Annotated in this window: 17 protein-coding genes; 10 read left to right on the top strand and 7 right to left on the bottom strand. The window is 61.6% G+C overall.

Going from position 1 to position 25,104, the window contains the following annotated elements:
• The first annotated feature begins 25 nt into the window (after positions 1–25).
• The 3 genes from fdhD to AC244Q_RS20430 all read left to right on the top strand — a co-directional run bounded on the left by fdhD (position 26) and on the right by AC244Q_RS20430 (position 2,851).
• The gene (gene fdhD / locus AC244Q_RS20440; protein ID WP_017995345.1) at positions 26–850 is read left to right on the top strand and encodes a formate dehydrogenase accessory sulfurtransferase FdhD; all 825 of its coding nucleotides are present in this window, start codon (positions 26–28) and stop codon (positions 848–850) included.
• Positions 840–1,085, top strand: coding sequence for a formate dehydrogenase subunit delta (locus AC244Q_RS20435; protein WP_012759231.1), 246 nt, complete (start codon positions 840–842; stop codon positions 1,083–1,085). Before fdhD ends, AC244Q_RS20435 begins: the two co-directional genes overlap by 11 nt.
• Before the next feature lie 107 nt (positions 1,086–1,192).
• The gene (locus AC244Q_RS20430) at positions 1,193–2,851 is read left to right on the top strand and encodes an OFA family MFS transporter (RefSeq protein ID WP_012759230.1); all 1,659 of its coding nucleotides are present in this window, start codon (positions 1,193–1,195) and stop codon (positions 2,849–2,851) included.
• Positions 2,852–2,945: 94 nt separating this feature from the next.
• On the opposite strand, the gene AC244Q_RS20425 is transcribed toward AC244Q_RS20430, so the two are convergent.
• The 4 genes from AC244Q_RS20425 to rocF all read right to left on the bottom strand — a co-directional run bounded on the left by AC244Q_RS20425 (position 2,946) and on the right by rocF (position 7,983).
• Complete coding sequence (locus tag AC244Q_RS20425) at positions 2,946–4,706, bottom strand: methyl-accepting chemotaxis protein (RefSeq protein ID WP_128408072.1); 1,761 nt, start codon at positions 4,704–4,706, stop codon at positions 2,946–2,948.
• A 290-nt stretch (positions 4,707–4,996) separates the two neighbouring features.
• A complete protein-coding gene (locus AC244Q_RS20420) occupies positions 4,997–5,473 on the bottom strand; it encodes a chemotaxis protein CheW (protein ID WP_003543427.1) in 477 nt (158 codons plus the stop codon).
• Positions 5,474–5,771: 298 nt separating this feature from the next.
• Positions 5,772–6,971, bottom strand: coding sequence for an ornithine--oxo-acid transaminase (gene rocD, locus AC244Q_RS20415; protein ID WP_128408073.1), 1,200 nt, complete (start codon positions 6,969–6,971; stop codon positions 5,772–5,774).
• A gap of 76 nt (positions 6,972–7,047) precedes the next feature.
• Positions 7,048–7,983, bottom strand: a complete 936-nt coding sequence (gene rocF / locus AC244Q_RS20410) for an arginase (protein ID WP_003543425.1) — start codon at positions 7,981–7,983, stop codon at positions 7,048–7,050.
• 124 nt (positions 7,984–8,107) lie between these two features.
• Between rocF and AC244Q_RS20405 the strand changes: the two genes are divergently transcribed.
• Complete coding sequence (locus AC244Q_RS20405) at positions 8,108–8,545, top strand: Lrp/AsnC family transcriptional regulator (RefSeq protein WP_011653765.1); 438 nt, start codon at positions 8,108–8,110, stop codon at positions 8,543–8,545.
• Positions 8,546–8,605: 60 nt separating this feature from the next.
• Here the strand turns inward: AC244Q_RS20405 and AC244Q_RS20400 are convergent, their stop codons facing one another.
• The 3 genes from AC244Q_RS20400 to AC244Q_RS20390 all read right to left on the bottom strand — a co-directional run bounded on the left by AC244Q_RS20400 (position 8,606) and on the right by AC244Q_RS20390 (position 17,130).
• The gene (locus AC244Q_RS20400) at positions 8,606–14,707 is read right to left on the bottom strand and encodes a translocation/assembly module TamB domain-containing protein (RefSeq protein WP_128408080.1); all 6,102 of its coding nucleotides are present in this window, start codon (positions 14,705–14,707) and stop codon (positions 8,606–8,608) included.
• Between the two features lie 67 nt (positions 14,708–14,774).
• Positions 14,775–16,703, bottom strand: a complete 1,929-nt coding sequence (locus tag AC244Q_RS20395) for an autotransporter assembly complex protein TamA (protein ID WP_206641138.1) — start codon at positions 16,701–16,703, stop codon at positions 14,775–14,777.
• A 169-nt stretch (positions 16,704–16,872) separates the two neighbouring features.
• Positions 16,873–17,130 carry a YMGG-like glycine zipper-containing protein gene (locus tag AC244Q_RS20390; protein WP_012759223.1) on the bottom strand — a complete coding sequence of 86 codons (258 nt, stop codon included), beginning with the start codon at positions 17,128–17,130 and terminating at the stop codon, positions 16,873–16,875.
• Positions 17,131–17,454: 324 nt separating this feature from the next.
• Here AC244Q_RS20390 and hemA point away from each other — a divergent pair, with 324 nt between their 5' ends.
• The 6 genes from hemA (at position 17,455) to AC244Q_RS20360 (ending at position 25,095) form a co-directional block, all read left to right on the top strand.
• Complete coding sequence (hemA, locus tag AC244Q_RS20385) at positions 17,455–18,669, top strand: 5-aminolevulinate synthase (protein WP_012759222.1); 1,215 nt, start codon at positions 17,455–17,457, stop codon at positions 18,667–18,669.
• A 360-nt stretch (positions 18,670–19,029) separates the two neighbouring features.
• On the top strand, positions 19,030–20,007 hold the full coding sequence (locus AC244Q_RS20380) for a LacI family DNA-binding transcriptional regulator (protein WP_012759221.1): 978 nt from the start codon (positions 19,030–19,032) through the stop codon (positions 20,005–20,007).
• Between the two features lie 54 nt (positions 20,008–20,061).
• Positions 20,062–21,300 carry an ABC transporter substrate-binding protein gene (locus tag AC244Q_RS20375; RefSeq protein WP_012759220.1) on the top strand — a complete coding sequence of 413 codons (1,239 nt, stop codon included), beginning with the start codon at positions 20,062–20,064 and terminating at the stop codon, positions 21,298–21,300.
• 74 nt (positions 21,301–21,374) lie between these two features.
• Positions 21,375–22,292, top strand: coding sequence for a carbohydrate ABC transporter permease (locus tag AC244Q_RS20370; protein ID WP_128408074.1), 918 nt, complete (start codon positions 21,375–21,377; stop codon positions 22,290–22,292).
• Complete coding sequence (locus tag AC244Q_RS20365; protein WP_012759218.1) at positions 22,289–23,152, top strand: carbohydrate ABC transporter permease; 864 nt, start codon at positions 22,289–22,291, stop codon at positions 23,150–23,152. Before AC244Q_RS20370 ends, AC244Q_RS20365 begins: the two co-directional genes overlap by 4 nt.
• A 20-nt stretch (positions 23,153–23,172) precedes the next feature.
• Complete coding sequence (locus AC244Q_RS20360) at positions 23,173–25,095, top strand: glycoside hydrolase family 127 protein (RefSeq protein ID WP_128408075.1); 1,923 nt, start codon at positions 23,173–23,175, stop codon at positions 25,093–25,095.
• Positions 25,096–25,104: the final 9 nt, after the last annotated feature.

Genomic DNA, 25,104 nt, shown 5'->3' with positions numbered 1-25,104 from the left:
GGCTCTGTAAGCAGGAACGTGGATCATGACCTTCACCGTCACTGCCCATGCCCCCGAAACCGCCCGCCGCAACGGCATCCTCCAGACCGGTTCGCGCATCGTGCCGGAAGAGGTGCCGATCGCCTTTTCCTACGGCGGCAGTTCGCATGCGGTGATGATGGCAACACCTGCGGATATCGAGGATTTTGCCGTCGGTTTCAGCCTGACCGAAGGGATCATTGCCGGGCCGGCGGAGATATCGGGCATCGAGGTCGTCGAGGGTGAGCAGGGGATCGATGTGCAGGTGAGCCTGGTCGATGATGTCGCCGATCGGTTGCGGGCACGACGCCGCAGCATGGCGGGACCGGTCGGCTGCGGGCTCTGCGGCATCGAATCGATCGAACAGGCGGTACGGCCGGTGCCTGACGTTTCGACATCGCCGCTGGCGCTGTCGCATGCGGATATCGTCCGCGCCGTTTCGCTTCTGAACGAGGCGCAGCCGCTGCATCGTGAGACGCGGGCGGTGCATGGCGCCGGGTTCTATCTTCCCGGCAGGGGGCTGATTGCCGTGCGCGAAGATGTCGGTCGGCACAATGCGCTGGACAAGCTCTGCGGCGCCGTCATCGGCGCCAGTGAAAGAGGCGGGGACGGCGCCGTCGTCGTCACCAGCAGGCTTTCCGTCGAGATGGTGCAGAAGGCGGCGATCCTCGGCAGCCCGGTGCTCATCGCCATATCGGCGCCGACGGCTCTCGCCATCCGCACGGCCGAAGAAGCCGGCATGACGCTCGTCGCGCTGGTGCGCGGCGAGGATTTCGAGATTTTCACCCACCCGCACCGCATCTCGCCCGGAAGCATTGCCGATGTCGCATGATACCAAGACCAAGCTCGTCTATATGGCAAACCAGATCGCCACCTTCTTCAAGAGCCAGCCGCAAAGCGAGGCCGCGCAGGGGGTCGCCACCCATATCAATAAATTCTGGGACCCGCGCATGCGGCGGCAATTGTTCGAAATTCTGGAGAATGAGGAGAACGGCCTGGACGCGCTCGTGCTTCAGGCCGTTCCTCTGATTAGAAAGCCAGAGCCGGTGACACACCAGGTCCCATAGTCTGGATCGGCCCATACGCGAAGGGGAGGCGGGAGCAACCTGCCTGCGCATATGTCGGTGACAGTAAAATCTGAGAAAAACCAAGTCTGAGCCAGGAGGAGTTGTTCATGACTGCAGCGGAAACACGTACAGACGGGGCGTTGGCGGGGGTAGGCCTGCTCGATCGTGAAAGGATCGTCGCAAGGCCCGGGTTCAATCGGTGGCTGGTGCCGCCGGCAGCGCTCGCCATCCATCTCTGCATCGGCATGGCCTATGGTTTCAGCGTGTTCTGGCTGCCGCTTTCCAAGTCGCTCGGGATCACGGCCTCGACGGCCTGCCCTGATCTGACACTCGCCTCGGCGCTGTTCACCACGACCTGCGACTGGCGCGTTGCCGACCTCGGCTGGATCTATACGTTGTTCTTCGTTCTACTTGGCTCATCGGCCGCCATCTGGGGCGGCTGGCTTGAGCGCGCCGGTCCGCGCAAGGCGGGCGTCGTTTCCGCTTGCTGCTGGTGCGGCGGCATCATTCTTGCGGCGATCGGCGTCATTACTCATCAGCTCTGGATGATGTGGCTCGGTGCCGGCGTCATCGGCGGCATCGGTCTCGGCCTCGGTTACATCTCACCGGTCTCGACACTGATCAAATGGTTTCCCGACCGGCGCGGCATGGCGACCGGTATGGCGATCATGGGCTTCGGCGGCGGTGCGATGATCGGCGCCCCATTGGCCAACCTGCTGATGAATGCCTTCAAGACCGACAGTTCGGTCGGCGTCTGGCAGACCTTCATCGTCATGGCGGTGATCTATTTCGTCTTCATGATGGGCGGCGCCTTCGGCTATCGCATTCCGCCGGCCGGCTGGCGTCCCGAGGGTTGGACGCCGCCTGCAGCCAAGAGCACGATGATCACCACCAAACATGTGCACCTCAGCAATGCCCACAGGACAAAACAGTTCTGGCTGATCTGGGCGGTGCTTTGCCTCAACGTTTCGGCCGGTATCGGCGTTATCGGCATGGCCTCGCCGATGCTGCAGGAAATCTTCGCCGGTTCGCTGATCGGCCTGCCGGATGTCGGCTTCGCCCAGCTCGACGCCGGGCAGAAGGCATCGATCGCCACGATCGCCGCCGGTTTCGCCGGCTTGCTGTCGCTCTTCAACATCGGCGGACGGTTCTTCTGGGCGTCGCTGTCCGACAAGATCGGCCGCAAGAATACCTATTATTGCTTCTTCGTCCTCGGCATCGTGCTCTATGCACTGGCGCCCACTTTCGCAGGCATGGGCAACAAGGCGCTGTTCGTTCTCTCCTTCGGCATCATCCTGTCGATGTACGGCGGCGGCTTTGCGACGATCCCGGCCTATCTTGCCGATATTTTCGGTACGCAGTTCGTCGGCGCCATCCACGGCCGGCTGCTGACGGCCTGGGCAACGGCCGGCATCGTCGGGCCCGTTGTCGTCAACTATATCCGCGAAGCGCAGATCGCCGCCGGCGTTGCGCCCGGGCCAACCCTCTATACCGGCACCATGTATATCCTCGCCGGCATGCTGGCGCTCGGGCTCATCGCCAATGCGCTGATCAGGCCGCTTTCGGACAAATGGTTCATGTCCGATGACGAGGTCGCCGCGTTGCAGGCGAAGTCGGCCGCCGTCAATGCCGGGCCGACGGGTTCCTTCGGCATCGGCACAGGCGGGCTGGACGCCAAGGCGATGCTTGCCTGGGCCGTCGTCGGCATTCCGCTGCTGTGGGGTGTCTGGGTGACGCTGAGGGCAACCTTCGCGCTGTTCGGCTAAGCCATCAAAGCGCGTCGCATGGGCTTCATGCGGCGGCGCTTTATCGTCGTATACGGCGCAATCCGGTCAAGGTGCCGCCTTGCACCGGTATGGTTCAGAACTCTTCCCAGCTCTGGGCGGTCGCCGCGGCAGCGCCGTGCGCCTTTGCGACACGTGAAACGAGATGCAGCGCCGGCGAGCCCGTTTGTCTTGGCCCCGCTCCGCTGGTCGACTGCGTCTGCCCGGGTAGGCGGAACCTAGCCAGCAGGACACGCAGCGTTTCGGCTTCTCTCGCAAGGCTGAGGCTGGCGGCGGTACTTTCCTCGACCATCGCGGCATTCTGCTGGGTTGCCTGATCCAGCGTATTGACCGCCTGGTTGATTTCCTTGAGGCCGGTTGCCTGTTCCCTGGAGGCTTCGACGATGGCGGCGACATTGCCATTGATATCGCCGACCTGTGCGACGATCGCCTCGAGCGCCTTGCCGGTCTCGCCGACGAGCCCGACGCCGTTCTTGACATGCTCGCCCGACGTGTTGATCAGCGCCTTGATCTCCTTGGCAGCATTGGCGGAGCGTTGGGCGAGTTCCCGCACCTCCTGAGCCACGACCGCAAAGCCCTTGCCGGCTTCACCGGCGCGAGCCGCCTCGACGCCGGCATTCAGCGCAAGCAAGTTGGTCTGGAAGGCGATGTCGTCGATCACGCCGATGATGTTGGTGATCTCGCGCGAGGATTGTTCGATCTGGCCCATGGCCGCGACGGCATTGCGAACCACGACGCCGGAATGTTCGGCGCCCTGCTTGGTCACGGCGACGAGACGCCCCGCCTCATCGGCACGACGGCTGGAATCGTTGACGGTCGTGGTGATCTCCTCCAGCGCGGCGGCCGTCTCTTCGATCGATGCTGCCTGCTGTTCCGTCCGCTTGGAGAAGGAGTCGGCCGATGCGCCGATCTCGCTCGACCCTGCGGCGATCGCACTGGCATTCTGACCGATCGTCTTCATGGTCTCGGAAAGGCCTTTGACAGCGGTGTTGAAATCGTGCCGCAGCTGCTCCATCGATGGAACGAAAGGCGCGTCCACCGTTCTTGTCAGATCGCCTTCGGAAAGATTGCGCAGCGCGGTGCCGAGAAGGGAAATGGCGCTCATGCGCTGGGTAACGTCGGTCGCGAACTTCACCACCTTGTAGACCTTGCCGTCGGCATCGAGGATCGGGTTGTAGGCTGCCTGTATCCAGATTTGCCGGCCACCCTTGCCGAACCTGACAAATTCATTGGCGATGAACTCGCCCTGCGCCAACCGCTTCCAGAAATTGGTATAGTCGGCCGTATCCGTATAGGCACGATCGCAGAACATGCTGTGGTGCTTGCCGGTGATCTCGGCGAGCGAATATCCCATGGCGTTGCAGAAATTCTCGTTGGCGGTCAAGATTTCGCCCGTCGGGGCAAATTCGATCACCGCCTGCGAGCGCGAGATCGCCGCGAGCTTGCCGGAATCCTCCACCGCCTTCTTTTTCGCTGCGGTGATGTCGGCCGCGAATTTCACGACCTTGTATGGTTTGCCTCCTTTGAAAACCGGATTGTAGGACGCCTGGATCCATATTTCCCGGTTGCCCTTGGCAAAGCGCTTGTAGGCGCCGGCGTCATATTCGCCGCGTCCGAGCCGCGCCCAGAATTCGCGATACTCCGCGGTTGCCGTATAGGCCCGCTCGCAGAACATGCCGTGATGCTTACCAACGATCTCGCTCAGGCTGTATCCAAGCGCCTTGCAGAAATTTTCGTTCGCCTTGAGGATGTTTCCTTTGATATCGAACTCTATGATCGCCTGCGATTTGGAGATGGCATCAAGAATGTAGTTCGAATCGGAGCTTAGACCAAACATTGCTGTCCCTTTGAGATGCGCAGCTTTTGCTGCTTAGGCTGGTAGACGCAAGGGTCGACGAGGAGTGCTGGTCCCGGGACGAACCGTTGGCCGGTTCGCAATCCCAATGTGCCGCAAACATGTCATCCGAACGCTTCACAACCATGCTGACTGGGCATGGTTAATATTGCGTATAAAAGCTTTTGCTAATCTTCTGATATCAGAATCACAGTCGCAGCTAGCCGAGTATCTCACGCAATAAAAAACCGCCCCGGAGGGCGGTTTTTCAATAATTTAGCGGCTTCTCAGAATCAGGCGGCCAGTTCATCCGTCTCGTTTTCCTTGAACATCTTGGCGAGGTTCAGGAAGCAGATCATGCCATTTTCCGAGGCGATGATGCCTTCGCAATAGGCCCGGTCGAAGGAGGCGGTCACTTCCGGCACCGGCTGGACCTGGCTGGACGAGATGGTGAGAATGTCCGAGACGCGGTCGACCAGCATGCCGATGACCATGCTGTGAACTTCGGCGACGACGATGGCGCTGCGCTCATTGGCGACGGTGCTCTTCATGCCGAGTTTGAAAGCAAGATCGATGATCGGGATCACCGAGCCGCGCAGGTTCATGACACCGATGACATCGGCCGGTGCATGGGGGATCGGCGTCGACGGCGCCCAGCCGCGGATTTCGCGGATGGTCGTGGTCTTGACGCAGAATTCCTGGTCATGCAGGCGGAAGGCAATAATTTCGAGCGTATCGCCGCTGAAGTTAGTTGAATTGATCGTCGCCATTAGAATTCTTCCCAACTATCGTAAGCCAGGGCAGAAGCGGATGCGCCACCATTGGCGCGGACAAGCTTTGCCTTCATCCCACGCGATGGCTTTGCGCTCGGCGAAGCATCGTTACGGTTATCGATGACTTTAGCGAAAGAGTGTTGCCCAAATCTAAATTAGGTGACGGGATTGCGAAGGTTTTTAAGCTCGGATGAAGGCAAGGCAGTTTTGCTGCCGATCTCCTCCAGCCGAAATTTTCGCAGTCAGGATACTCCAGGCTTATTCGAGATCCTAAAGAAGAAGTTCGCCGATTTACTCAGCTTATCGTCTCTTCGATCTGCGAGACCGCCCAATCGACCTGCTCTCTAGATATGACCAGTGGCGGAGCGAGGCGAATTGTGTGGTCGTGGGTGTCCTTGGCGAGAAGGCCGCGCTCCTTCAGCGCATGGCAATATTGCCGCGCGCCGCCGGCTTCGGGTTCCAGCTCGATGGCCATCATCAGGCCGCGGCCGCGGACGTCCCTGACGATGTTCGAGCGGATCGACCTCAAGCCTTCGAGGAAATAGTCGCCCATAACGGCGGCGTTCTCGATCATGCCCTCTTCCGTCAGCACCTTGAGTGCTGCGCGGGCCACCGCGCAGGCGAGCGGATTGCCGCCGAAGGTCGAGCCGTGCTGGCCGGGCTTCAGCACGCCCAGAACTTCGGAATTCGAAAGCACGGCCGACACCGGATAGAAGCCGCCGGATAGCGCCTTGCCGATCAGCGTCACGTCTGCCTCGATGCCTTCGTGCTCCTCGGCCAGCAGCTTGCCGGTGCGGCCGAGGCCGGTCTGGATCTCATCGAGGATAAGAGTGACGTTGTTTGCCGTGCAAAGCTCGCGGATGCGGGTGAAATAACCCGCCGGCGGAATGATGACGCCGGCTTCCCCCTGGATCGGTTCGATCAAGGCGGCCACGGTATTTCTGTTGATTACGGCGGCGAAAGCCTCGGCATCGCCGAACGGAATGATGCGGAAACCTGACGTGTAGGGGCCGAAACCGCTGCGGGCTTCGGGATCTGTCGAGAAGCTGATGATGCTCAGCGTCCGGCCATGGAAATTATCGGCGCAGACGATGATCTCCGCCTTGCCTTCCGGCACGCCCTTGATCTCGTAGCCCCATTTGCGCACCGCCTTGATGGCGGTCTCCACCGCTTCGGCGCCGGAATTCATCGGCAGGATCTTGTGCGATCCGGTGAGAGCCGCGAGCTCTTCGTAGAGATAGGCGAGCTGATCGTTGCGGAAGGCGCGGGAGGTGAGCGTCAGCCTGCCCGCCTGCTCGACCATGGCGGCGAGGATCTTCGGATGACAATGGCCCTGGTTGACGGCGGAATAGGCCGAGAGGCAATCGAGATAACGGTTGCCGTCGGTATCCCAGACATAAACACCTTCGCCACGCGTCAGCACCACGTCGAGCGGCTTGTAGTTATGGGCGCCGAGCCGTTGTTCCGTGGCGATCAGTTTTTCCGAAGTGTTCATGGCCGTTCTCCCTCTAATCTTATTTCAAAGCATGTCGTTATCGCAAAACCGCTGCACACTTTTGCTCGACATGCTCTTATGCGGCGCGTGTCGGGCGATCGAAGATGCGGCGGCCGAAGAGGCTTGCCGTCAGCTCGACGAGGATGCGGGCGCTCTTGCCGCGATCGTCGAGAAACGGATTGAGCTCGACAAGATCGAGCGACGAGACGAGGCCGCTGTCCGAAAGCATTTCCATGACCAGATGCGCCTCGCGAAAGGTCGCACCGCCCGGAACCGTTGTGCCGACGCCGGGGGCAATCTCGGGATCGAGGAAATCGAGGTCGAGGCTGACATGCAGCAGGCCGTTCGCCTTGGTGACGACATCGAGGATCTCACGCATGATGGCGCCGATGCCTTGCTCGTCGATCGCGCGCATGTCGAAGACGTTGACGCCGTGCTCGTGGATTTCCTCGCGCTCGCGCGCATCGACCGAACGGATGCCGACCTGGAAGACATTCTTCGGATCGACGAACGGACGGTCCTTCGGCAGGATCTCGGCGAACTCGGCCTCGCCGCAGAAGAAGGCGACGGGCATGCCGTGGATGTTGCCGGAGGGCGACGTGGCCGGAGAGTTGAAATCGGCATGGGCATCGAGCCAGAGCACGAAGAGCGGGCGGCCTTTGCTGGCGGCATAGCGGGCCATGCCGGAAACGCTGCCCATGGAAAGGCTGTGGTCGCCGCCGAGAATCAGCGGGAAACGGCCGGAGGCGGCGACGTCGTGGACGCTGCTTTCGAGGGCGCGCGTGAAGGCGCCGACGATCCTCAGATTGTGGGCCTTCGGGTGGTTCGGCAGGTCCATCGCCGGCACGATCCTGAGATCGCCGATATCGGCGACGTCATGGCCAAGCTCGATCAGCGTCTGGTCGACGCCGGCAATGCGCAGGGCCGCAGGCCCCATGGCAGCCCCTCTGCGGCCGGAGCCTTCTTCCAGCGGCGCGCCGATGAGGGTGACAGATCGCGATTGCGCATTCATTTTGGAGGGCTCCGTGTTGAGGCCTGTTTCGGCCGATAGTGGGATAAAGGGCTGGCGGCAAAAAGATGGAAAAGTGTCAGAAATGGACTATGATTGCGCAGATTGATAAACCTATTTTGACAAAGTGATCAGCGTGGACGATCTCGACACCGAACTTCTGAGTGCACTTCGTCATAACGCCCGGATTTCCGTCTCCTCGCTTGCAGCGATGACCGGCGCATCGCGGGCAACGGTTGCCACCCGTATCGACCGGCTGGTGGCCAGCGGCACCATCGTCGGCTTCACCATCCGCACCGGCCATGAGACGCGCTCCGCCGGCGTGCGCGCCATCGTCATGATCGAGGTGCTCGGCAAGCTCGCCGACAGGGTGGCCGATCAGTTGAGGGGCCTGCCGCAGGTGCGCGCGCTTCACAGCACCAACGGCAAATGGGATTTCGTCGCCGAACTCGAGGACCGCGACCTTGCCGCCTTCGACGAGACGCTGCGCCGCATCCGGCTGATCAACGGCATCAATTCGACCGAGACCAACATCCTTCTCAAGACCAGCAAAACCGGTTTCTAAGCCGGCTTAAAGTCTGTGCATGCTGTCCTCAAACGGCTGCACAGCTTCGGGCGAGATGCATCAGTATTCCCGTTCGTAGACAATCCCGGCTTCGCCCTCACCGTTGCCACCGGCCCCTCCGCGCAGCTTGACGCCGCGGCCGACATCGAGGTTGATCACCGCCTTGGCGCCGGCCGAACCGCCCTGCTGCAATTCGAAATAGGTGCGATCGTTAAGATAGCGGCCGACGCTGACGCTCGTCTGGCCCTTGGAATCGGTGCTGACGTCGAAATCGTCGACGCCGAGCTGGTTGCGCAGGCCTTCGAAAAGCGATGTCGAGCGGTTGCCGGCCAGCTGACTGACGGCGTCGGCAAGCTGGGCGATCTGCACCGGCGAGAGCTTCGACATCGACTGGCCGAAGATCAGCTGCGCCAGCACTTCGTCCTGTGGCAGCTCGGGGGACGAGGAAAAGGTGATCGCGGGGTCTGTGGCGAGGCCGGCGACGTCGACCGTCAGCGTCGTCGAGCCGGAGGCCGAGGTCGCTTCCATATCGAGCGCCGGCGTCATGTCGCCGGCAAAGGTGATCCGGCTCTTGTCGGAGAAATCCAGGCGGCGGTTGAGAATGGTCATGCGGCCGCGGCGCATGGTGAACCCACCGGTCACGATGGGTGCTGCCGCCGTTCCGCGGATCGTCACCAAGCCGCCAAGCTCGGCATCGATGCCGCGGCCGCGCACGAAGATATGCGAGGGCGCGTCGATTTCGAGATCCAGCGTGATCACGGAGGATTTCTCTCCGGGTTTCTGCTCGCCGTCATCCCGCAACTGCGCAAGTACAGCCCGCGGCGCGTTCTTATGCCGAATGTCGATTTCTCTCAGCGAGGTGGGCAATTTTTCCGGGACCGTGATCGAGGTCTTGTCCAGCCGAAGCTTGCCGCTCAGCGTCGCATTGGTGATCGGCCCGCGCAGGCCGACCGTGCCATTGACTGTCGAGACGACAAGGGTTCCATCGACATAGACCGCCTTGTCGAGCTTGATCGAAATGTCGGCGGGAAAGCCTCCGGCCGGCTGGATGCCGATGGTGCCGCTGGCCGAAATCGTACCGCCGCCGCCAAGGTTGCCGGTGAGGCGCGATATCACCGCCTGGCTGCCATTGAAGGTCACGGTCGCCGTCAGATTGTTGACGGCCATATTGCGCCGGACGTCGACGAGCTTTGCGCCATTGGTCGAGACAGTGCCGTTGATGACGGGTGCCGTGGCCGTTCCGCCGATCTGGAGATTGACGGTGGCGACGCCGTCCGCGACGAGGCCCTGTTGCGCAAGCGGGGCGCCGAGCACGGCGAAAGGAAGATTGCCGTTGAAGCGCATGTCGATGGCGCGATTGCCTGTGATGACGACGCTGCCGCCGCCCTTCAGCGACATGCCGGCATCACCGGCAAGGCTGGTATCGACCGTCAGCTTGTTTCCGGCAAGTTTGCCTGAAGCACCGATGCTGAACGGTGAAAGGCCGGCACCTTTTGTCTGGCTCGTCGCTGCGTTCTTCCAATCGATCTTGAAGTCGACGGAGGGCGCCGATAGCGCGCCGGTGGCCTTTACGGTCGCCGAGACCGCACCCTCGGCTGCAAGGCCGGGAACGAAGCCGTTGGCAATGCCGGCCGGAAGATTGGCGGTGTTTGCCGTGACATCGAGAGACTTGATCGATGTGCCTGCGATGGCGAGATTGCCGGTGGCTTTCAGCGCAATGCCGCCGCTGCCGTTGAGGGCGGCATCGAAATCCAGCCTGTCACCGGCGTATTTTCCCGTCGCCGCCAGCGCAAGGCGGGACAGGCCGGCAGCCTTGGTATGGCTGGTCGCGGCATCCTTCCAGTCGAGCTTGAAATCGACGATCGGATTTGCCGGCGTTCCCGACGTGACGGCACTTGCCGAAAGCGTGCCTTCGGCGCCGAGACCGGGAACGAAGGCATTTGCGATATTTGCCGGCAGCGCCGGGATATCGGCATTGATCGAAAGGTCCCGGATGGCCGTTCCCGCGATCGTCACGCCGCCCGTCGCCTTGGCCAACACGCCGTCCTTGCCGGTAAGGTTGGCATCGAAGTCGACCCGATCGTTGGCGAACTTGCCGGATGCCGCGGCACTCAGGCCCGAAAGGCCGCTGCTCTTGGTCTGGGCGGTCGCGGCGTTCTTCCAGTCGAGCTTGAAATCGACCGCGGGCTTCGGAAGCGCGCCGGAAGCGGATGCCGTTCCCGAGACGGTGCCTTCGGCGGCAAGACCGGGGACGAAGCCGTTGGCGAGGCCTGCCGGAAGGTTGGCGAGATCGGCCTTGACGTCAAGATTGCGGACCGACGTGCCTGAAATCGCAACATTGCCGGCGGCCTTCAGCGAGAGGCCGTCCTTGCCGCCGAGATTGGCATCGAAATCGAGCCGGTTGTCGGCGAAGCGTCCGGATGCGGCAAGTGCGAGGCCCGAGAGGCGAGCGCTTCTGGTCTGGCTGGTCGCAGCATCCGTCCAGTCGAGCTTGAAGTCGGCTCTCGGTGCGGCGGGTGTGCCGGCGGCGGACAGGGTGCCTGATATCGTGCCGCCGGCCGCCAGATCCGGAACGAAGGCATTTGCGAGACTGGCCGGAAGCTTGGCGATCTGGGCATCGACCTTGATGCTGTCGATCGCCGTACCGGCCAATGCGACATTGCCCATGGCCTTCAGCGAGAGGTCTTTGTCGCCGCTCGCTGCCGCATTGAAATCAAGCTTGTTTTCGGCAAATTTTCCCGATGCGGTCACGCCGATCGCGGCAAGGCCGGCACGTTTCGTGTGGCTCGTCGCAGCGTCTTTCCAATTGAGGTCGAAATCGGCACTCGGGGCGGAGAGCGATCCGCTGGCCGAGATCTTTCCGGAGACCGCGCCTTCGGCGGCGAGGTCCGGGACGAAGCTGTTTGCTATATTTGCTGGGACATTTGCCAGCGCGGCATCGACCTTGACGTTGCCGATCGTCGTGCCCGTGATGGCGACATTGCCGTTTGCCTTCAGCGAGAGGCTGTTGGCGCCGCCGATCACGGTGTCGAAATCGAGCTTGCTGTCGGCGAATTTTCCAGAGGCCTTGACGGCGAGCTCGGCAAGGCCCGCACGCCTCGTATGGCTCGTCGCAGCACTTTTCCAATCGAGATCGAAATTGGCGGTGGGATTAGCGAGGGAGCCGGAGGCCGCCAGTTTTCCCGTAATCGTGCCTTCGGCGGCGAGATCGGGAACGAAACCATTGGCGATGCGGGCAGGCAGATTGAGGATATCGGCGTCGACATCAAGCACCGGCGCCTTCGGGTCGGTAAGTACGACATTGCCGGCAGCCTTGAGCGACAGGCCGTCATTGCTGCCGACCGTCGTGTCGAAATCGAGCTTATTGTCGGCGAATTTGCCGCCGGCGGTGATGCCGAGCGGTGCCAGACCCGCCCCCTTCGTCTGGCCCGACGTCGCATCTTTCCAGTCGAGCTTGAAGTCGGCGACCGGTGCTGCCGGCGTTCCAGTCACGGCAACGGTTCCGGAGATCGTGCCGCCGGCAGACAGGTTCGGCACGAAACCGTTGGCAAGCGCTGCCGGCAGCTCGCGAATGTCTGCATCGATCTTCAGCGTTTCGCCGGCCGAACCGGTGACGGTCACCGAACCGGCGCCGGTCTTCAGCGTCAGTCCGTTCAGGCTGGCGGCACCACCGCCGATGGCGACCTGCGTCGGTGCGGCAAGCTCGATCGGAATATTGCGGGGGCTTGCCGAGAAGCGATCGAGGTTCAGGTGCATCGTGCCGCCGGCCGCTTCGATATTGCCGGCCGCCAGCACGGGATTGCCGTCATAGGCAGCATCGAGATCGAAATCCGTATGGTCTTGCTGCTTGGTAAAATCGAGCGAAAGGCCGTCGAGCCTGTTCGTTCCGGCACTCACCTCCTCGGCCTTGACCGTGCCGTTTGCCGCAAGGGCTTTGAGATCGCTGACCGTGACATCGATATCCGGCTTGACGATCGCAAGCGTATCACGGCGGATCGAGCCGCCGGTCGCAAGCAGCTTGAGCGCAATCCTGCCGCCATCGCTGCTGACGCCGAGCGACCCTTTGAGATCGCCTTCGGCCTTCTGTCCGCCGAGTGCGGCGAGCAGGCCGATATTGGGGAAATCGAAGGTCAGCGCGCCTGTCGGCTCCAGGGAGGACGAGAATTCCACATTGCCGGTCAGCCGGTTGCCACCGATATCGGCGGTCAGCGCCGGAATGCTCGTCTTGCCGTCCTGCGAGCGGATGTCGCCGTTGATGCCGATCGGCTGGCCGTCGATCGTGCCGGTGGCGGCGATCCTGCCCTGCGGCGCCTTGGGATCGGCGAGACCAGACAGGTCGATATTGAGGTTGCCGAGCACGCGGTCGGCCATTTCAAGGCTGGGTGCCTTGAGATTGGCCGTGACGGAGATTGCCGGGAGCTCACCTCCCACTCTCAACGCATACCCCGCCCCGCCGCTGGCGCCGGGGATGAGCTTGCCGATGTCAGGCAACCGGCCGGAGAGATCGGCGTTCAAGATCCCGCCGTCGAGCGCGACGTTGCCGGCGGCTTCGAGCGTGCCGGACTTCAGGACGAGGTTGGACAGCGCGAATTTCGACGGGATGGTGCCGACCACCTGGCTTTCGAGCGAGATCGGTCCGTCGAACCTGTCTGTTGCCGCAGCCGGCAGGGCTGCCGGGTTGATGGTGAGCTTGAGGTTGCCGGTCAGCGCTTGGTCTGTGAGCCGATAGGAGCCGTTGAGGCCGCCGTTGATATTGGCGCTTTCGACGGTGGTGCCGTTGAAGCCGATGCCACTGGGCGAGATCTGCAGCGGCGAGGCGATGGTGATCGGGCCTTGGACCGCACGATTGAGGTTCGGCTCGGCAAAGGTCGCGTCGCCGGCAACAAGGCGCAGCTGAACGCTGCCGGAACGGGCGGCGAGATTGAAGGCGTCGCTCTTTGCCGTCAGCTTGACGTTGCCGATATCGGCCTGCGGCAGGGTTGCGGTGTCGAGCGAGCCGCTGACGTTCAGTCGGGCGGCCTGCGCATCGCCTGTGAGCGCTAGGTTGAGGCCCGATATGAGGAAGCGCGCTTCGCCTTCGGCGAGCGGCCAGCGGAAATCGACAGGCCCCGACGTGCCGAGCAGATTGGCGTTCAGGCTGTTGTTGCCGGCCGGATCAAGGGTGCCCGAGGCGGCGATCACCACGCTGCCAGTGGCGATATTACCGGTCTGGATATCGATCTTGCCGTGATTGTCGAAGGTGGTGGCAAGATCGATATTGGTCTGGCCGGCAAAAAGCGGCCGGAATGCCGATGGAAGCAGCGAGCTCAGGTCACCGCCGCCCTTGAGGTCGAGGTGGTGCAGCCCGTCTTCCGTAATTTGATGCCGGGCCTCGATTGCGGCGCGCTGCTGCCCGTCGAGGGCAGCCTGCAATTTGCCTTTCCAATCGGATATCGGCCCCTGGCCATCGAGATCTATGTTGACGGCGGGGCTGTCCGGCAGGCCGAGAAAGCCTGCCAGCAGTCCGCCCTTCGGCTCGGACAGCTGTGCCTTCAGCCGCAGCCGGTTTTCGGCTGGCGCAAAAGCGATGTCGGCGGCAAGCCGCGCATCCGGAACCGCGTGACGGCTGACATTGACGACGGCCTCGCCGCCATCGCCGTTTGCCGAAAGGCTGCCTTCGGCGGCGAGCGCAAAGGCGCGGCCGGCAAGTGGTGCGGCAAGTTTGATATCGGGCAGCGAGATGCGGTCTACATCGACCTTGATCGGAAGGCTGAATCCGCCGGAATTTTCAGCTTCGGGCCGCGAGGGCAGGGTGCGTACCGGCTTGCGCAGCACGTTGATCGCTTCGATCTCGAAGCGTTTGGCATGGAAGGTTCCGGTCAGCAGCGCAAGCGGATTCCAGTCGATCGCGACGCCATGAATTTCCGCAAAGACGCCCCTGGTGTCGGAAATGGAGATCTCGGCGGCGCGAAGCCCGCCGGTCAAAAGGCCTTGCGGTTCGCGAACCTCGATCGTCATGTCGCGATTGGACAGCGTGGAGGCTATCTTTTCGGTGACGATGCGGGCGCCAAAACTGGTGAAGCCGAAGATCGCCAGTGCGACGACCGCGAGAATCAACGTGGCACCGACGACATAGCCGGTGAGCCGTACGACCCAGTTGACGATTTTTGTCAGCGTTTGCATCGGCGCGGACATTACCCCGTTTTCATGACGGCCCACAGATCGGAAAACACGAGCGGAATCGGCAATCCTAGAAGGATTGGCCGATGCCGGCGTAGATTCCGTAATCTGTGCCATCTTCGTACTTGTTCAGCGGCATGGCAAAATCAAGCCGCAGCGGGCCGAAAGGCGTTGCATATCGTATTCCGGCGCCGGCGCCGGCGCGAATATCGGAAAAACCCGGAAAGGTGCTGTCCGATACGGTGCCGACATCGATGAAGGGCACGATGCCGATCGTATCGGTAATTTTGATGCGGGCCTCCAGCGAACCGGTCACATAGGAGCGGCCGCCGGTGGGATCGCCATTGTCGTTATAGGGCGAGATTTCCTGATAGCTGTATCCGCGCACGGAGCCGCCGCCGCCGGCAAAGAAGCGCTGCGTGGCGGGAATGTCCCCAATGCTGTCGCCGCCGATCAGGACGCCGGCTGCAACCTTGCCGGCAAGCACCACGCCATCTTCCTGTCCGAACGGCAGATAGCCGGAGATCGAGCCCTCGAATGCTGCATAGGGCGTGGCGTTGAAGATCTCGTAGCCGGGCTTAGCCGAGAGCGTCGCGCGATAACCCTCCGTCGGGTTGAACTTGTCGTCACGTGCGTCGCGATCATATTGGATCGGCAAGGTGAAGGTCAGATAGTCGTTCGTGCCGAAGGCGTCGTCGTCGCGCTCCCAGCTGACCTCGCCGCTCGCCGAGACGGTGTCCTGGTCGGTCAGTTCGTAAGAAAGGCCGAGCGAGGCGGTGACGAGCGTGGCGTTATAGGCATCCGGATTTTCGGTCTTGGCGACGATGCCGGCCTTCAGCGTGGCGGCGGGGAAGAAGGCGCCGGGTTTGGTGAACAGGATGCCGGCGGAATAGTCGAGGCTGCCGACATCGGTCGTTTCGCCAAGCCTGGAGACCGCTCCCTCGATCCTCAGCGTTTCGGCTTCGCCAAAAAGGTTGCGGTGGCCCCAATAGCCCTGAACACCGAAGCCGTCGGTGGTGGAATATTGCGCGCCGACGCCGAAGTAGCGTCTTTTGCCCTCGGAAACCTCGATCGTCATCGGCAAGGTGCCGTCCGATGCCAGCGCATCTCCTTGGTGAATGGTGACGCTCGAAAAGACGCCGAGGGCGCGAAGGCGTTCGCCAGCCTTTTTCAGCGCTTCCGGGGAATAGGCTTCGCCCTTGTTCAGCCGGGAATAACGCTGGATGAAAGCTGGCCTGACGGTCTTCTCGCCGGTGACTCCGACATCGCCGATCGGGGCGATGGGACCGCCTTCGGCAGCAAGGACGATATCGACGGTATCGCTGTTGTGATCGGCGACGACCTTGCGTTCGGTCAACTTGGCAAACGGCCGGCCTTCGCTCTTCAATTGTTGGACGATCTTGTCACCGGCCCTGATGATGGCGAGCGAGCCGGCCTGCGCACCGGGGGCGAGATCGTAATCGGCGGGATTATGGTTTGCGGCATCGCCGCCGAACTGGACCTCCCTGACCTTGAAAACGGGGCCGGGAGCAATGTCGACGGTAACGGGGATCGGCCCGGACCGGTCGAATGTCGGATTGGGCGGCAGGTCGTCGATATTCTTGCCGTCGATGGTGATCGTCACCAAGCCGCCATAACGGGCCTTTTCATACAGAGTGGCGATCAGCCGCTCACGGTCGTCGCGCGCCTTGACGACCACGCCGAGATCGCCGGACACCGGCTGCTTCTGGTCGCTGACCAGACGGGAACTGTTTTCCAGCGCTTCTTTCAGGTCGGGATCGGCGGTATCGGCTTTGAGGTCGACCTGGTAGCGCACCGGATCGGGCACCTGTTCGCCTTCGTCTTCTTCCTTACCGAAAATGGTGATGCCGAAAAGCTTGAAGGCGTAAGCGTCGCCGATCAGGACCGGTGAGAACGCAGCTGCCGCTGCGACCACCATCATGGTGCCTGTTCGCCGATACGCAGTACTTGTTTTCGGGCCTGTCCCTCTGATCCGCATCCGCCGCTTTTGGTTATGTCTACATTGAAGCTTCGTTGCCCAGCCGTGAACAGCTTAGCGACAAAATCGCGCGGGGTGTACCATTTTAAATTGCCAACGCGCTAATTTAGCACAAAAAATCCCGGACCTGTGTCCGGGATTTCCTGAATTTACCGATTTCCAAGTGCTCTCAGCGCGGGCAACTATCGATGTAGCGGCGGCCGTAGCGGTCGCGATAGTAGCACTGGCCGGGTTGTTCGGCGACGCTGCCGATGAGGGCGCCGGACACGCCGCCGATAGCGGCGCCGACTGCCGCGCCACGGACGTTGCCGGTGACTACGCCGCCGATGACGGCACCTGATGCAGCGCCGATGCCGGCGCCCTGCTGCGTCGGCGTGCAGCTTGCGATCGACAGGCCGATCAATGCGAGTATGACAACTTTCTTCATCTTTTTTCTCCGAGGTTGTTGCCCAGTGGGCAAAGGCCGTCCCTTTTATTTTTTGTCAGGCTAGACCGAAAACTATGTCGGAAGAAAGGGTTGTCCATCCGGTGTGCTGATTTTTTTGCGATCGGGCTGGGTCGCCTTTTGCTCGGTCCGCAAACTCGGCTGCCTTCTGCGGCATCAATTTCGTTGATCGCGGCTTGCGTATTTTTTATCTGGAATCATTCAAAAATCTGGGCCTTTTGCCGCAGTTGATGTTAAAGCAAAGGGTAAGGATTGACGCGCGGACGTCCAGTCATCAAGAACATCCGCGCGATACTGGAGCATATGATGGATTTCGAAGCGTTTTTCAAAAACGAGCTGGACGGGCTTCATACCGAGGGCCGTTACCGCGTTTTTGCCGATCTCGAACGTCACCGCGGCAATTTTCCCCGCGCGACGCGTTACACCGCGGATGGCGAGAAGGAAGTCACGGTCTGGTGCTCCAACGACTATCTCGGCATGGGCCAGCATCCGAAGGTGATCGAGGCGATGAAGAACGCCATCGACCACTGTGGCGCGGGTGCGGGAGGCACCCGGAATATTTCTGGCACCAACCACCATCATGTCATGCTCGAGCGTGAGCTTGCCGACCTGCACGGCAAGGAAGCAGCGCTGATCTTTACGTCTGGCTATGTTTCCAACTGGGCAGCGCTTGGCACGCTCGGCGCCAAGATCCCCGGCCTCATCATCTTCTCCGATGCGATGAACCATGCCTCGATGATCGAGGGCATCCGCTATGCAAAGTGCGAAAAGGTGATCTGGAAGCACAATGACGTGGCCGATCTCGAAGCCAAGCTAAAGGCCGCCGATCCGAAGGCGCCGAAGCTGATCGCCTTCGAGAGCGTCTATTCGATGGACGGCGATATCGCCCCGATCAAGGAGATCTGCGACCTCGCCGACAAATATGGGGCGATGACCTATCTCGACGAAGTGCATGGCGTCGGCATGTACGGCCCGCGCGGCGGCGGCATCGCCGAGCGCGAAGGGCTGATGGACCGGTTGACCGTGATCGAAGGCACGCTCGGCAAGGCATTCGGGGTGATGGGCGGCTATATCGCCGCTTCGACGGCACTTTGCGACTTCATCCGCTCGTTTGCCTCCGGCTTCATCTTCACCACGGCGCTGCCGCCGGCACTTGCCGCCGGCGCCGCCGCCTCGATCCAGCACCTGAAGGTCAGCCAGTTCGAGCGCGCCCGCCATCAGGATCGTGTCCGCAAGCTGAGAGCACTGCTCGACCAGCGTGGCATTCCGCATATGCCCAATCCGAGCCATATCGTGCCGGTGCTGGTCGGCGATGCGGCCAAGTGCAAGTGGATCTCCGATCTGCTGCTCGACAATTGCGGCGTCTACGTCCAGCCGATCAACTATCCGACAGTGCCGAAGAAGACCGAGCGCCTGCGCATCACGCCGACGCCGCTGCATTCCGACGCCGATATTGCCCATCTGGTCGAGGCGCTGCATTCGCTCTGGTCGCGGTGCGCGCTCGCAAGGCACGTCGCCTGATTTTTCGATGATCGCTCGGTTCGAACCGTAGTTCAGGGCCTCCACTGGAGGTTCTGACAGCGATCGGTCTTGCTCCCGCAAGACGCTGCAACAAACCTCCCTTGCCCGTTTAAGGTCATCCGCTCTGCGCTTGGTCTTAAACCGATGACACATCGCAATCGGCCCGACCGATGCGCGTGGATCTTTTCCTGTGCTTGCGTCCTCCCGCAAGCTGCGTTGCCGATCCCAGCTTTAGAGTCGCATGAGAAAACCTTTTCTCACTTGACATGGAGATTGGTAAAAGCTTTTCTCAGGTCACTTCAGAAGGAGGATGTTCTGAACATATCGGGAGGAAAAAGAGGCAGGATCACCATCCACGAGGTGGCGGCGGCTGCCGCGGTGAGCATCTCGACGGCGTCGAAAGCTCTCAATGATACCGGCCGGATGGGGTCGGAAACGCGCGAACGGGTGAAACGGATCGCCGCCGAAATCGGATATCGGCCGAATGCGCTGGCGAGAGGTCTTCTCAGCAAGCGCAGCTTCACCATCGGGCTGCTGACGAACGACACTTACGGCCGTTTCACGCTGCCTGTCATGGCGGGTATCTCGGACGCACTCGTCGATCACGGCGTTTCGGTCTTCCTGTGCGCCATCGAAGACGATCCGGCGCTCGCCCAGATCCATGTCGACGCGATGCTGGACAAACAGGTCGACGGCATCATCGCGACGGGAAAACGCCTGGACCGGCGCCTGCCTGTCGATCTGTCGAATTTGCATGTGCCTGTGGTCTATGCGTTCACCGAGGGGGCGCAAAACAGCGTCACCTTCCGGTCGGACGACGAGCAGGGTGCGAAGCTGGCTGTCGAATGGCTGATGAAGATCGGACGGCGGCGAATTGCGCACATCACCGGGCCGCAGGATTTCTTCTCGGTGCGGGAACGTGCCGGCGCCTATCACGAGGTGGCCGGTCACCGCGAGCCGGTGCTCTACGGCGTCTGGTCGGAAAGCTGGGGGCATGATGCGGTCGAACAGCTTTGGAAGAGACCCGGAGAAAAACCGGATGCGCTCTTCTGCGGCAATGACCAGATCGCCCGCGGCGCTGTGGATGCGTTGCGCGAGCGCGGCGTCAAGGTGCCGCAGGACGTCTCGGTCATCGGCTTTGACAATTGGGAGATTGTCGCGGCCCAGACGCGGCCGCCGCTGACAACGGTGGACATGGAACTGAAGGAGCTCGGGCGGCAAGCCGGATTGACCGTGCTTGCACTTGCGGAAGGCCGGCCTGTCGAGCCGGGAGTGAGGAAATTGCCGTGCCGGCTGATCGTCCGGCAGTCATGCGGGGGAAAGCCCCCAAGGGAATGAGAACAAGAGAATGAGCAAAGGCGCGAGGAGATGCGCCATATCGGGAGGAGTGTCATGATCAAGCGTCTATTGGCTGCGACCAGCATCGCTACCTTATGTCTGGTGTCGGCCGCGTCAGCTGCCGAAAATGTCGAAATGTGGGTTCGCTCGGGGATCGGCGATGCCTTCAAGAAGGTCGTCGAAGCCTATAATTCCGGTCACGAGAACAAGGTCGTGATGACCGAGGTGCCGTTCTCCGAGCTGGTACAGAAATATGCGACGGCAATCGCCGGCGGACAGGCGCCGGATGCCCTGTCGATGGATCTCATTTATAATCCCGCCTTTGCCGCGGCCGGCCAGCTGGAAGACCTGACGGACTGGGCAAAATCCCTGCCCTATTTCAATTCGCTTTCGCCATCGCATGTTCGCCTCGGCACCTATCAGGACCGGATTTACGGCCTGCCGCTTTCGGTCGAAACCTCCGTCTTCGCCTGGAACAAGGATCTCTACAAGAAGGCCGGTCTCGACCCGGAAAAAGCGCCGGCGAATTGGGACGAAATTACCGCCAATGCCGAGAAGATCCGGGCGCTGGGTGACGATACCTACGGCTTCTATTTCTCCGGTGGCGGCTGCGGCGGCTGCATGATCTTCACATTCACGCCGCTTGTCTGGGGTGCCGGCGCTGATATTCTGTCGGCCGACAGCAAGACGGCGACGCTCGATACGCCTGAGATGCGCAAGGCCGTCGATATCTACCGCAACATGGTCAAGAAGGACCTCGTACCGGCGGGTGCCGCCAGCGACAACGGCGCCAACTTCCTGACCTTCACCAACGGCAAGATCGGCCAGCAAAGCCTCGGCGCCTTTGCCATCGGCACGCTGGTAACCGAGCATCCCGATATCAACTTCGGCGTGACCCTCATTCCTGGCGTCGACGGCAAGCCCTCGTCCTTTGCCGGCGGCGACAACTTCGTCATCACCAAGGGCACGAAGAAGATCGACGCGGTGAAGGAGTTCCTCGAATATATCTATTCGATGGACGGCCAGAAGATCATGGCGAAGTATGGCAGCCTGCCGACGCGCGGCGATATCGCCGACAAGGTGCTTGAGGGCCTCGATCCGCGCATGCAGGTTGGCCTGAAGGCGATCGGCGTCGCCAAGACACCCTATACGCTGCAGTTCAACGACCTGATCAACAGCGCCAACGGGCCTTGGGCCAGCTTCACCAACGCCTCGATCTTCGGCGACGATGTCGACGGGGCGTTTTCGAGCGCCCAGTCGGAGATGCAATCGATCATCGATAGCGGCCAATAACTCTCTCCCGGCCGCGGCCGGGGAGCGGTGGCAGCTTCCCGGCCAATTTCACTCGACAGATGCGGAGCGTTTTGATGACCGGTTCCGGTTCAGAGATTCTATTGCCTCGGCGCAAGCGACGGCGCCGATCGAACTGGCGCGGCCTCGTCTACATTGCGCCGGCCATGGCGCTGGTCATCGTCTTCTTCATCATGCCGGTTCTCTTCACCGGATGGATGAGCCTGCATAACTGGCCGCTGATGGGGGCGTCACGCTGGATCGGTTTCAACAATTATGTCCGCATGGCCAACGACACCCGTTTCATGACGGCGCTGAATTTCACGGCCTATTATACCGTGATCGTCACCATCGCGATCTTTGCCATCGCCTTTCCGCTGGCAATCTTCGTCGAAAAGGAACGGCAGTTCGTCGGCGCCTACCGGACGATCATCTTCCTGCCCGTCGTGGTCGGCCTTGCCACCGCCTCACTGCTCTGGGTCTGGCTCGCCAATGTCGATAGCGGCTTCATCGGCCCGGCCTTGAAGGCGCTCGGCCTCGTCGAAAAGAGCCCCAATCTGCTTGCGACCTTCGACACCGCCTTTCTGACGGTCGTGGTGATGGTCGTCTGGAAAATCGCCGGCTTCACCATGATCATTCTTTTGACCGGGCTTCAGGCCATTCCGTCCGAGCTGACGGAGGCCGCCCGCATCGACGGCGCCGGCCGCTGGCAGCGTTTCCGGCATCTGACGCTGCCGCTGATGCGCAAGACGATCGCATTGGCGCTGATCGTCTCCGTCACCGGTTCGATCCTCGCCTTCGACCAGTTCTACATCATGACGTCGGGGGGACCGCAGAACAAGATGATCTCGGTGGTCTACTACATCTTCAATCAGTCCTTCGTGTCGTTCAATCTCGGTTATGGCGCAGCGCTGTCGATCGTGCTTCTCGCCATCCTGGTGGCGATCAGCATCGTGCAGCTCTGGCTGCTTCGCGTCGGGGAGGAGCGTCCATGACCACGTCAAGGGAACGCCGCGCGCGCAAGGCCATTCGGACGAAGTCGGCCTATCATCTGACCGGCATCGCTATCTCGATCTTCTTTCTCGCCCCCTTCGTGATCACGCTGTTGTCGTCCTTCCGGCATGGCACGGAGGCCAGCCTGCCGCCCTTGCCGCCATGGCCGACCTCAGGCGTCAGCATCGATTCCTACGCGCTGCTCGACACGTTCGGCGCCGGTATCTGGCGGCACATGATCAATTCGCTGTTCGTTTCGGTCGCCACCGTGGTGCTCACCGTCGCTGTCAGCCTGCTCGCCGGTTATGGCTTCTCGCGCTATCGATTCCCGCTGAAGAATGCGCTCTTCGTGCTGATCATCGCGACGCTGATGATCCCGTTCCAGTCGATCCTGACACCGCTCTTCATCATCCTTGCAAAGCTCGGCCTCAACAATTCGCTGCTTGGGCTGACGCTCGTCTATGTGACGCTGCAACTGCCCTTCTCGGTGTTCATGATGCGCAACGCCTTCGACGCCGTGCCGAAGGAGATCGAAGAGGCTGCGCGCATCGACGGCGCGCGCGACCTCCGGCTTCTGGTGCGGGTTCTTCTGCCGCTGGTGCTTCCCGGTGTCGCGACGGTCGCGATCTTTGCCTTCCTCAATGCCTGGAACGAGTTTCTCGCAGCACTCGTGCTGCTTTCCAGCAATGAGAAATACACCCTGCCGGTGCTGATGACGGCGGTTCGCGCCGGACGGCTCGGCGCCATCAACTGGGGAGCGGTCCAGGCCGGTGTCGTCGTCATGACGATCCCTTGCCTGATCGTCTTCCTGCTCCTGCAACGCTACTACATGCGCGGGCTGATGGCCGGCGCGGTGAAATGATCTTAGAGAAAGTGGAGCCTATGACCAAACCAAGCAATGACCGCCAGTTTCGTCCCGTCGCCGTTCCCGATGTGGAGCTTGGCGGCTTCTGGGGCAAATGGCAGGACGCCATCTGCAATTCCACTGCCGAGACCCTGCTCGACCGCTGCGTCGAGGCCGGCATGCTCAAGGCGATCGATGTCAGCCAGCCGAGCCCGGGGGTCGTCATTCCCATTCAACCATGGGGCGGGACGACGCAGATGTTCTGGGATTCCGACCTCGGCAAGTCGATCGAGACGATCGCCTATTCGCTCTATCGCCGGCCGAACCCGAAGCTCGAAGCGCGTGCCGACGAGATCATCGACATGTATGAGAAGCTGCAGGATGAGGACGGCTATCTGAACGCCTGGTTCCAGCGTGTGGAGCCGAGCCGCCGCTGGACCAACCTGCGCGACCATCACGAACTCTATTGCGCCGGCCACCTGATGGAAGCCGCGGTCGCCTATTATCAGGCGACCGGCAAACGCAAGCTGCTCGACATCATGTGCCGTTATGCCGATTACATGATCAAGATTTTCGGCCATCGCGAAGGCCAGATATCAGGCTATTGCGGCCACGAGGAAGTCGAGCTGGCGCTGGTCAAGCTCGCTCGCGTGACGGATGAGAAGAAATATCTCGAGCTGTCGAAATACTTCATCGACGAACGCGGCACCGAACCGCATTTCTTCACCGCCGAGGCAAGCCGCGATGGGCGCGATGTCTCCGAGTACCACCAGAAGACCTATGAATATGCGCAGGCGCACCAGCCGGTGCGCGCGCAAACAAAGGTCGTCGGCCACGCCGTGCGCGCCATGTACCTCTATTCGGGCATGGCCGACATCGCCACCGAATACAAGGACGACAGCCTGACGGCAGCGCTGGAAACGCTCTGGGACGATCTGACGACCAAGCAGATGTACATCACCGGCGGCATCGGGCCGGCGGCCTCCAACGAGGGCTTTACCGATTACTTCGATCTGCCGAACGATACCGCCTATGCGGAGACCTGCGCCTCGGTCGGGCTGGTGTTCTGGGCGAGCCGCATGCTCGGCCGCGGTCCGGATCGGCGCTATGCCGACATCATGGAGCAGGCGCTTTACAACGGCGCTCTGCCGGGGCTTTCGATCGACGGCAAGACCTTCTTCTATGACAATCCGCTCGAAAGTGCCGGCAAGCACCACCGGTGGAAATGGCACCATTGCCCCTGCTGCCCGCCCAACATCGCCCGGCTGGTGACGTCGATCGGCTCCTACATGTACGCCGTTTCGGATAACGAGATCGCCGTGCACCTCTATGGTGAGAGCACCGCGCGGCTGAAGCTTGCCAATGGCGCCGAGGTCGAACTCGAGCAGACCACCAATTATCCGTGGGAAGGTGCGGTCGCCTTTACCACCAGGCTGGAGAAGCCGGCGAAGTTTGCACTGTCGCTGCGCGTTCCGGACTGGGCTGATGGCGCAACCCTCAGCGTCAACGGAGAGATGCTCGATCTCAATGCCAATATGCGGGACGGATATGCCAGGATCGATCGTGAGTGGGCCGCGGGCGATCGTGTCGCCCTCTACCTGCCGCTGGCGCTTCGGCCGCAATATGCCAACCCGAAGGTGCGCCAGGATGCCGGGCGCGTCGCATTGATGCGCGGCCCGCTGGTCTATTGCGTCGAAACGACCGACAACGGCGAAGACCTCAACGCCATCGTCCTGCCGCGTGAGCTCTCCACAGCCGAAACCGTCGTGCTGAAGGATCTCAATGATGCCGTCGCCCTCGATCTCAAGGTCGAGCGCGAGGAAACATCGAACTGGGGAACAGCGCTCTACCGCAAGGCGCCGGCGGAAAGGCAGGTCGCCACCGCGCGTTTCGTGCCCTATCATCTCTGGGACAACCGCGCGCCCGGAGAGATGCTCGTCTGGGTCCAGTCGGACAGATAGGTCTTTTGG

The organism is Rhizobium sp. CB2179, assembly GCF_057653455.1.
This window is presented reverse-complemented; position numbering and strand designations above follow the sequence as displayed.

Excerpts from the sequence above, each read along its gene's own strand:
- fdhD (WP_017995345.1), top strand. The coding sequence starts at position 26 with ATGACCTTCACCGTCACTGCCCATGCCCCCGAAACCGCCCGCCGCAAC.
- AC244Q_RS20435 (WP_012759231.1), top strand. The coding sequence starts at position 840 with ATGTCGCATGATACCAAGACCAAGCTCGTCTATATGGCAAACCAGATC.
- AC244Q_RS20430 (WP_012759230.1), top strand. The coding sequence starts at position 1,193 with ATGACTGCAGCGGAAACACGTACAGACGGGGCGTTGGCGGGGGTAGGC.
- AC244Q_RS20425 (WP_128408072.1), bottom strand. The coding sequence starts at position 4,706 with ATGTTTGGTCTAAGCTCCGATTCGAACTACATTCTTGATGCCATCTCC.
- AC244Q_RS20420 (WP_003543427.1), bottom strand. The coding sequence starts at position 5,473 with ATGGCGACGATCAATTCAACTAACTTCAGCGGCGATACGCTCGAAATT.
- rocD (WP_128408073.1), bottom strand. The coding sequence starts at position 6,971 with ATGAACACTTCGGAAAAACTGATCGCCACGGAACAACGGCTCGGCGCC.
- rocF (WP_003543425.1), bottom strand. The coding sequence starts at position 7,983 with ATGAATGCGCAATCGCGATCTGTCACCCTCATCGGCGCGCCGCTGGAA.
- AC244Q_RS20400 (WP_128408080.1), bottom strand. The coding sequence starts at position 14,707 with ATGCAAACGCTGACAAAAATCGTCAACTGGGTCGTACGGCTCACCGGC.
- AC244Q_RS20395 (WP_206641138.1), bottom strand. The coding sequence starts at position 16,703 with ATGCGGATCAGAGGGACAGGCCCGAAAACAAGTACTGCGTATCGGCGA.
- AC244Q_RS20390 (WP_012759223.1), bottom strand. The coding sequence starts at position 17,130 with ATGAAGAAAGTTGTCATACTCGCATTGATCGGCCTGTCGATCGCAAGC.
- hemA (WP_012759222.1), top strand. The coding sequence starts at position 17,455 with ATGGATTTCGAAGCGTTTTTCAAAAACGAGCTGGACGGGCTTCATACC.
- AC244Q_RS20375 (WP_012759220.1), top strand. The coding sequence starts at position 20,062 with ATGATCAAGCGTCTATTGGCTGCGACCAGCATCGCTACCTTATGTCTG.
- AC244Q_RS20370 (WP_128408074.1), top strand. The coding sequence starts at position 21,375 with ATGACCGGTTCCGGTTCAGAGATTCTATTGCCTCGGCGCAAGCGACGG.
- AC244Q_RS20365 (WP_012759218.1), top strand. The coding sequence starts at position 22,289 with ATGACCACGTCAAGGGAACGCCGCGCGCGCAAGGCCATTCGGACGAAG.
- AC244Q_RS20360 (WP_128408075.1), top strand. The coding sequence starts at position 23,173 with ATGACCAAACCAAGCAATGACCGCCAGTTTCGTCCCGTCGCCGTTCCC.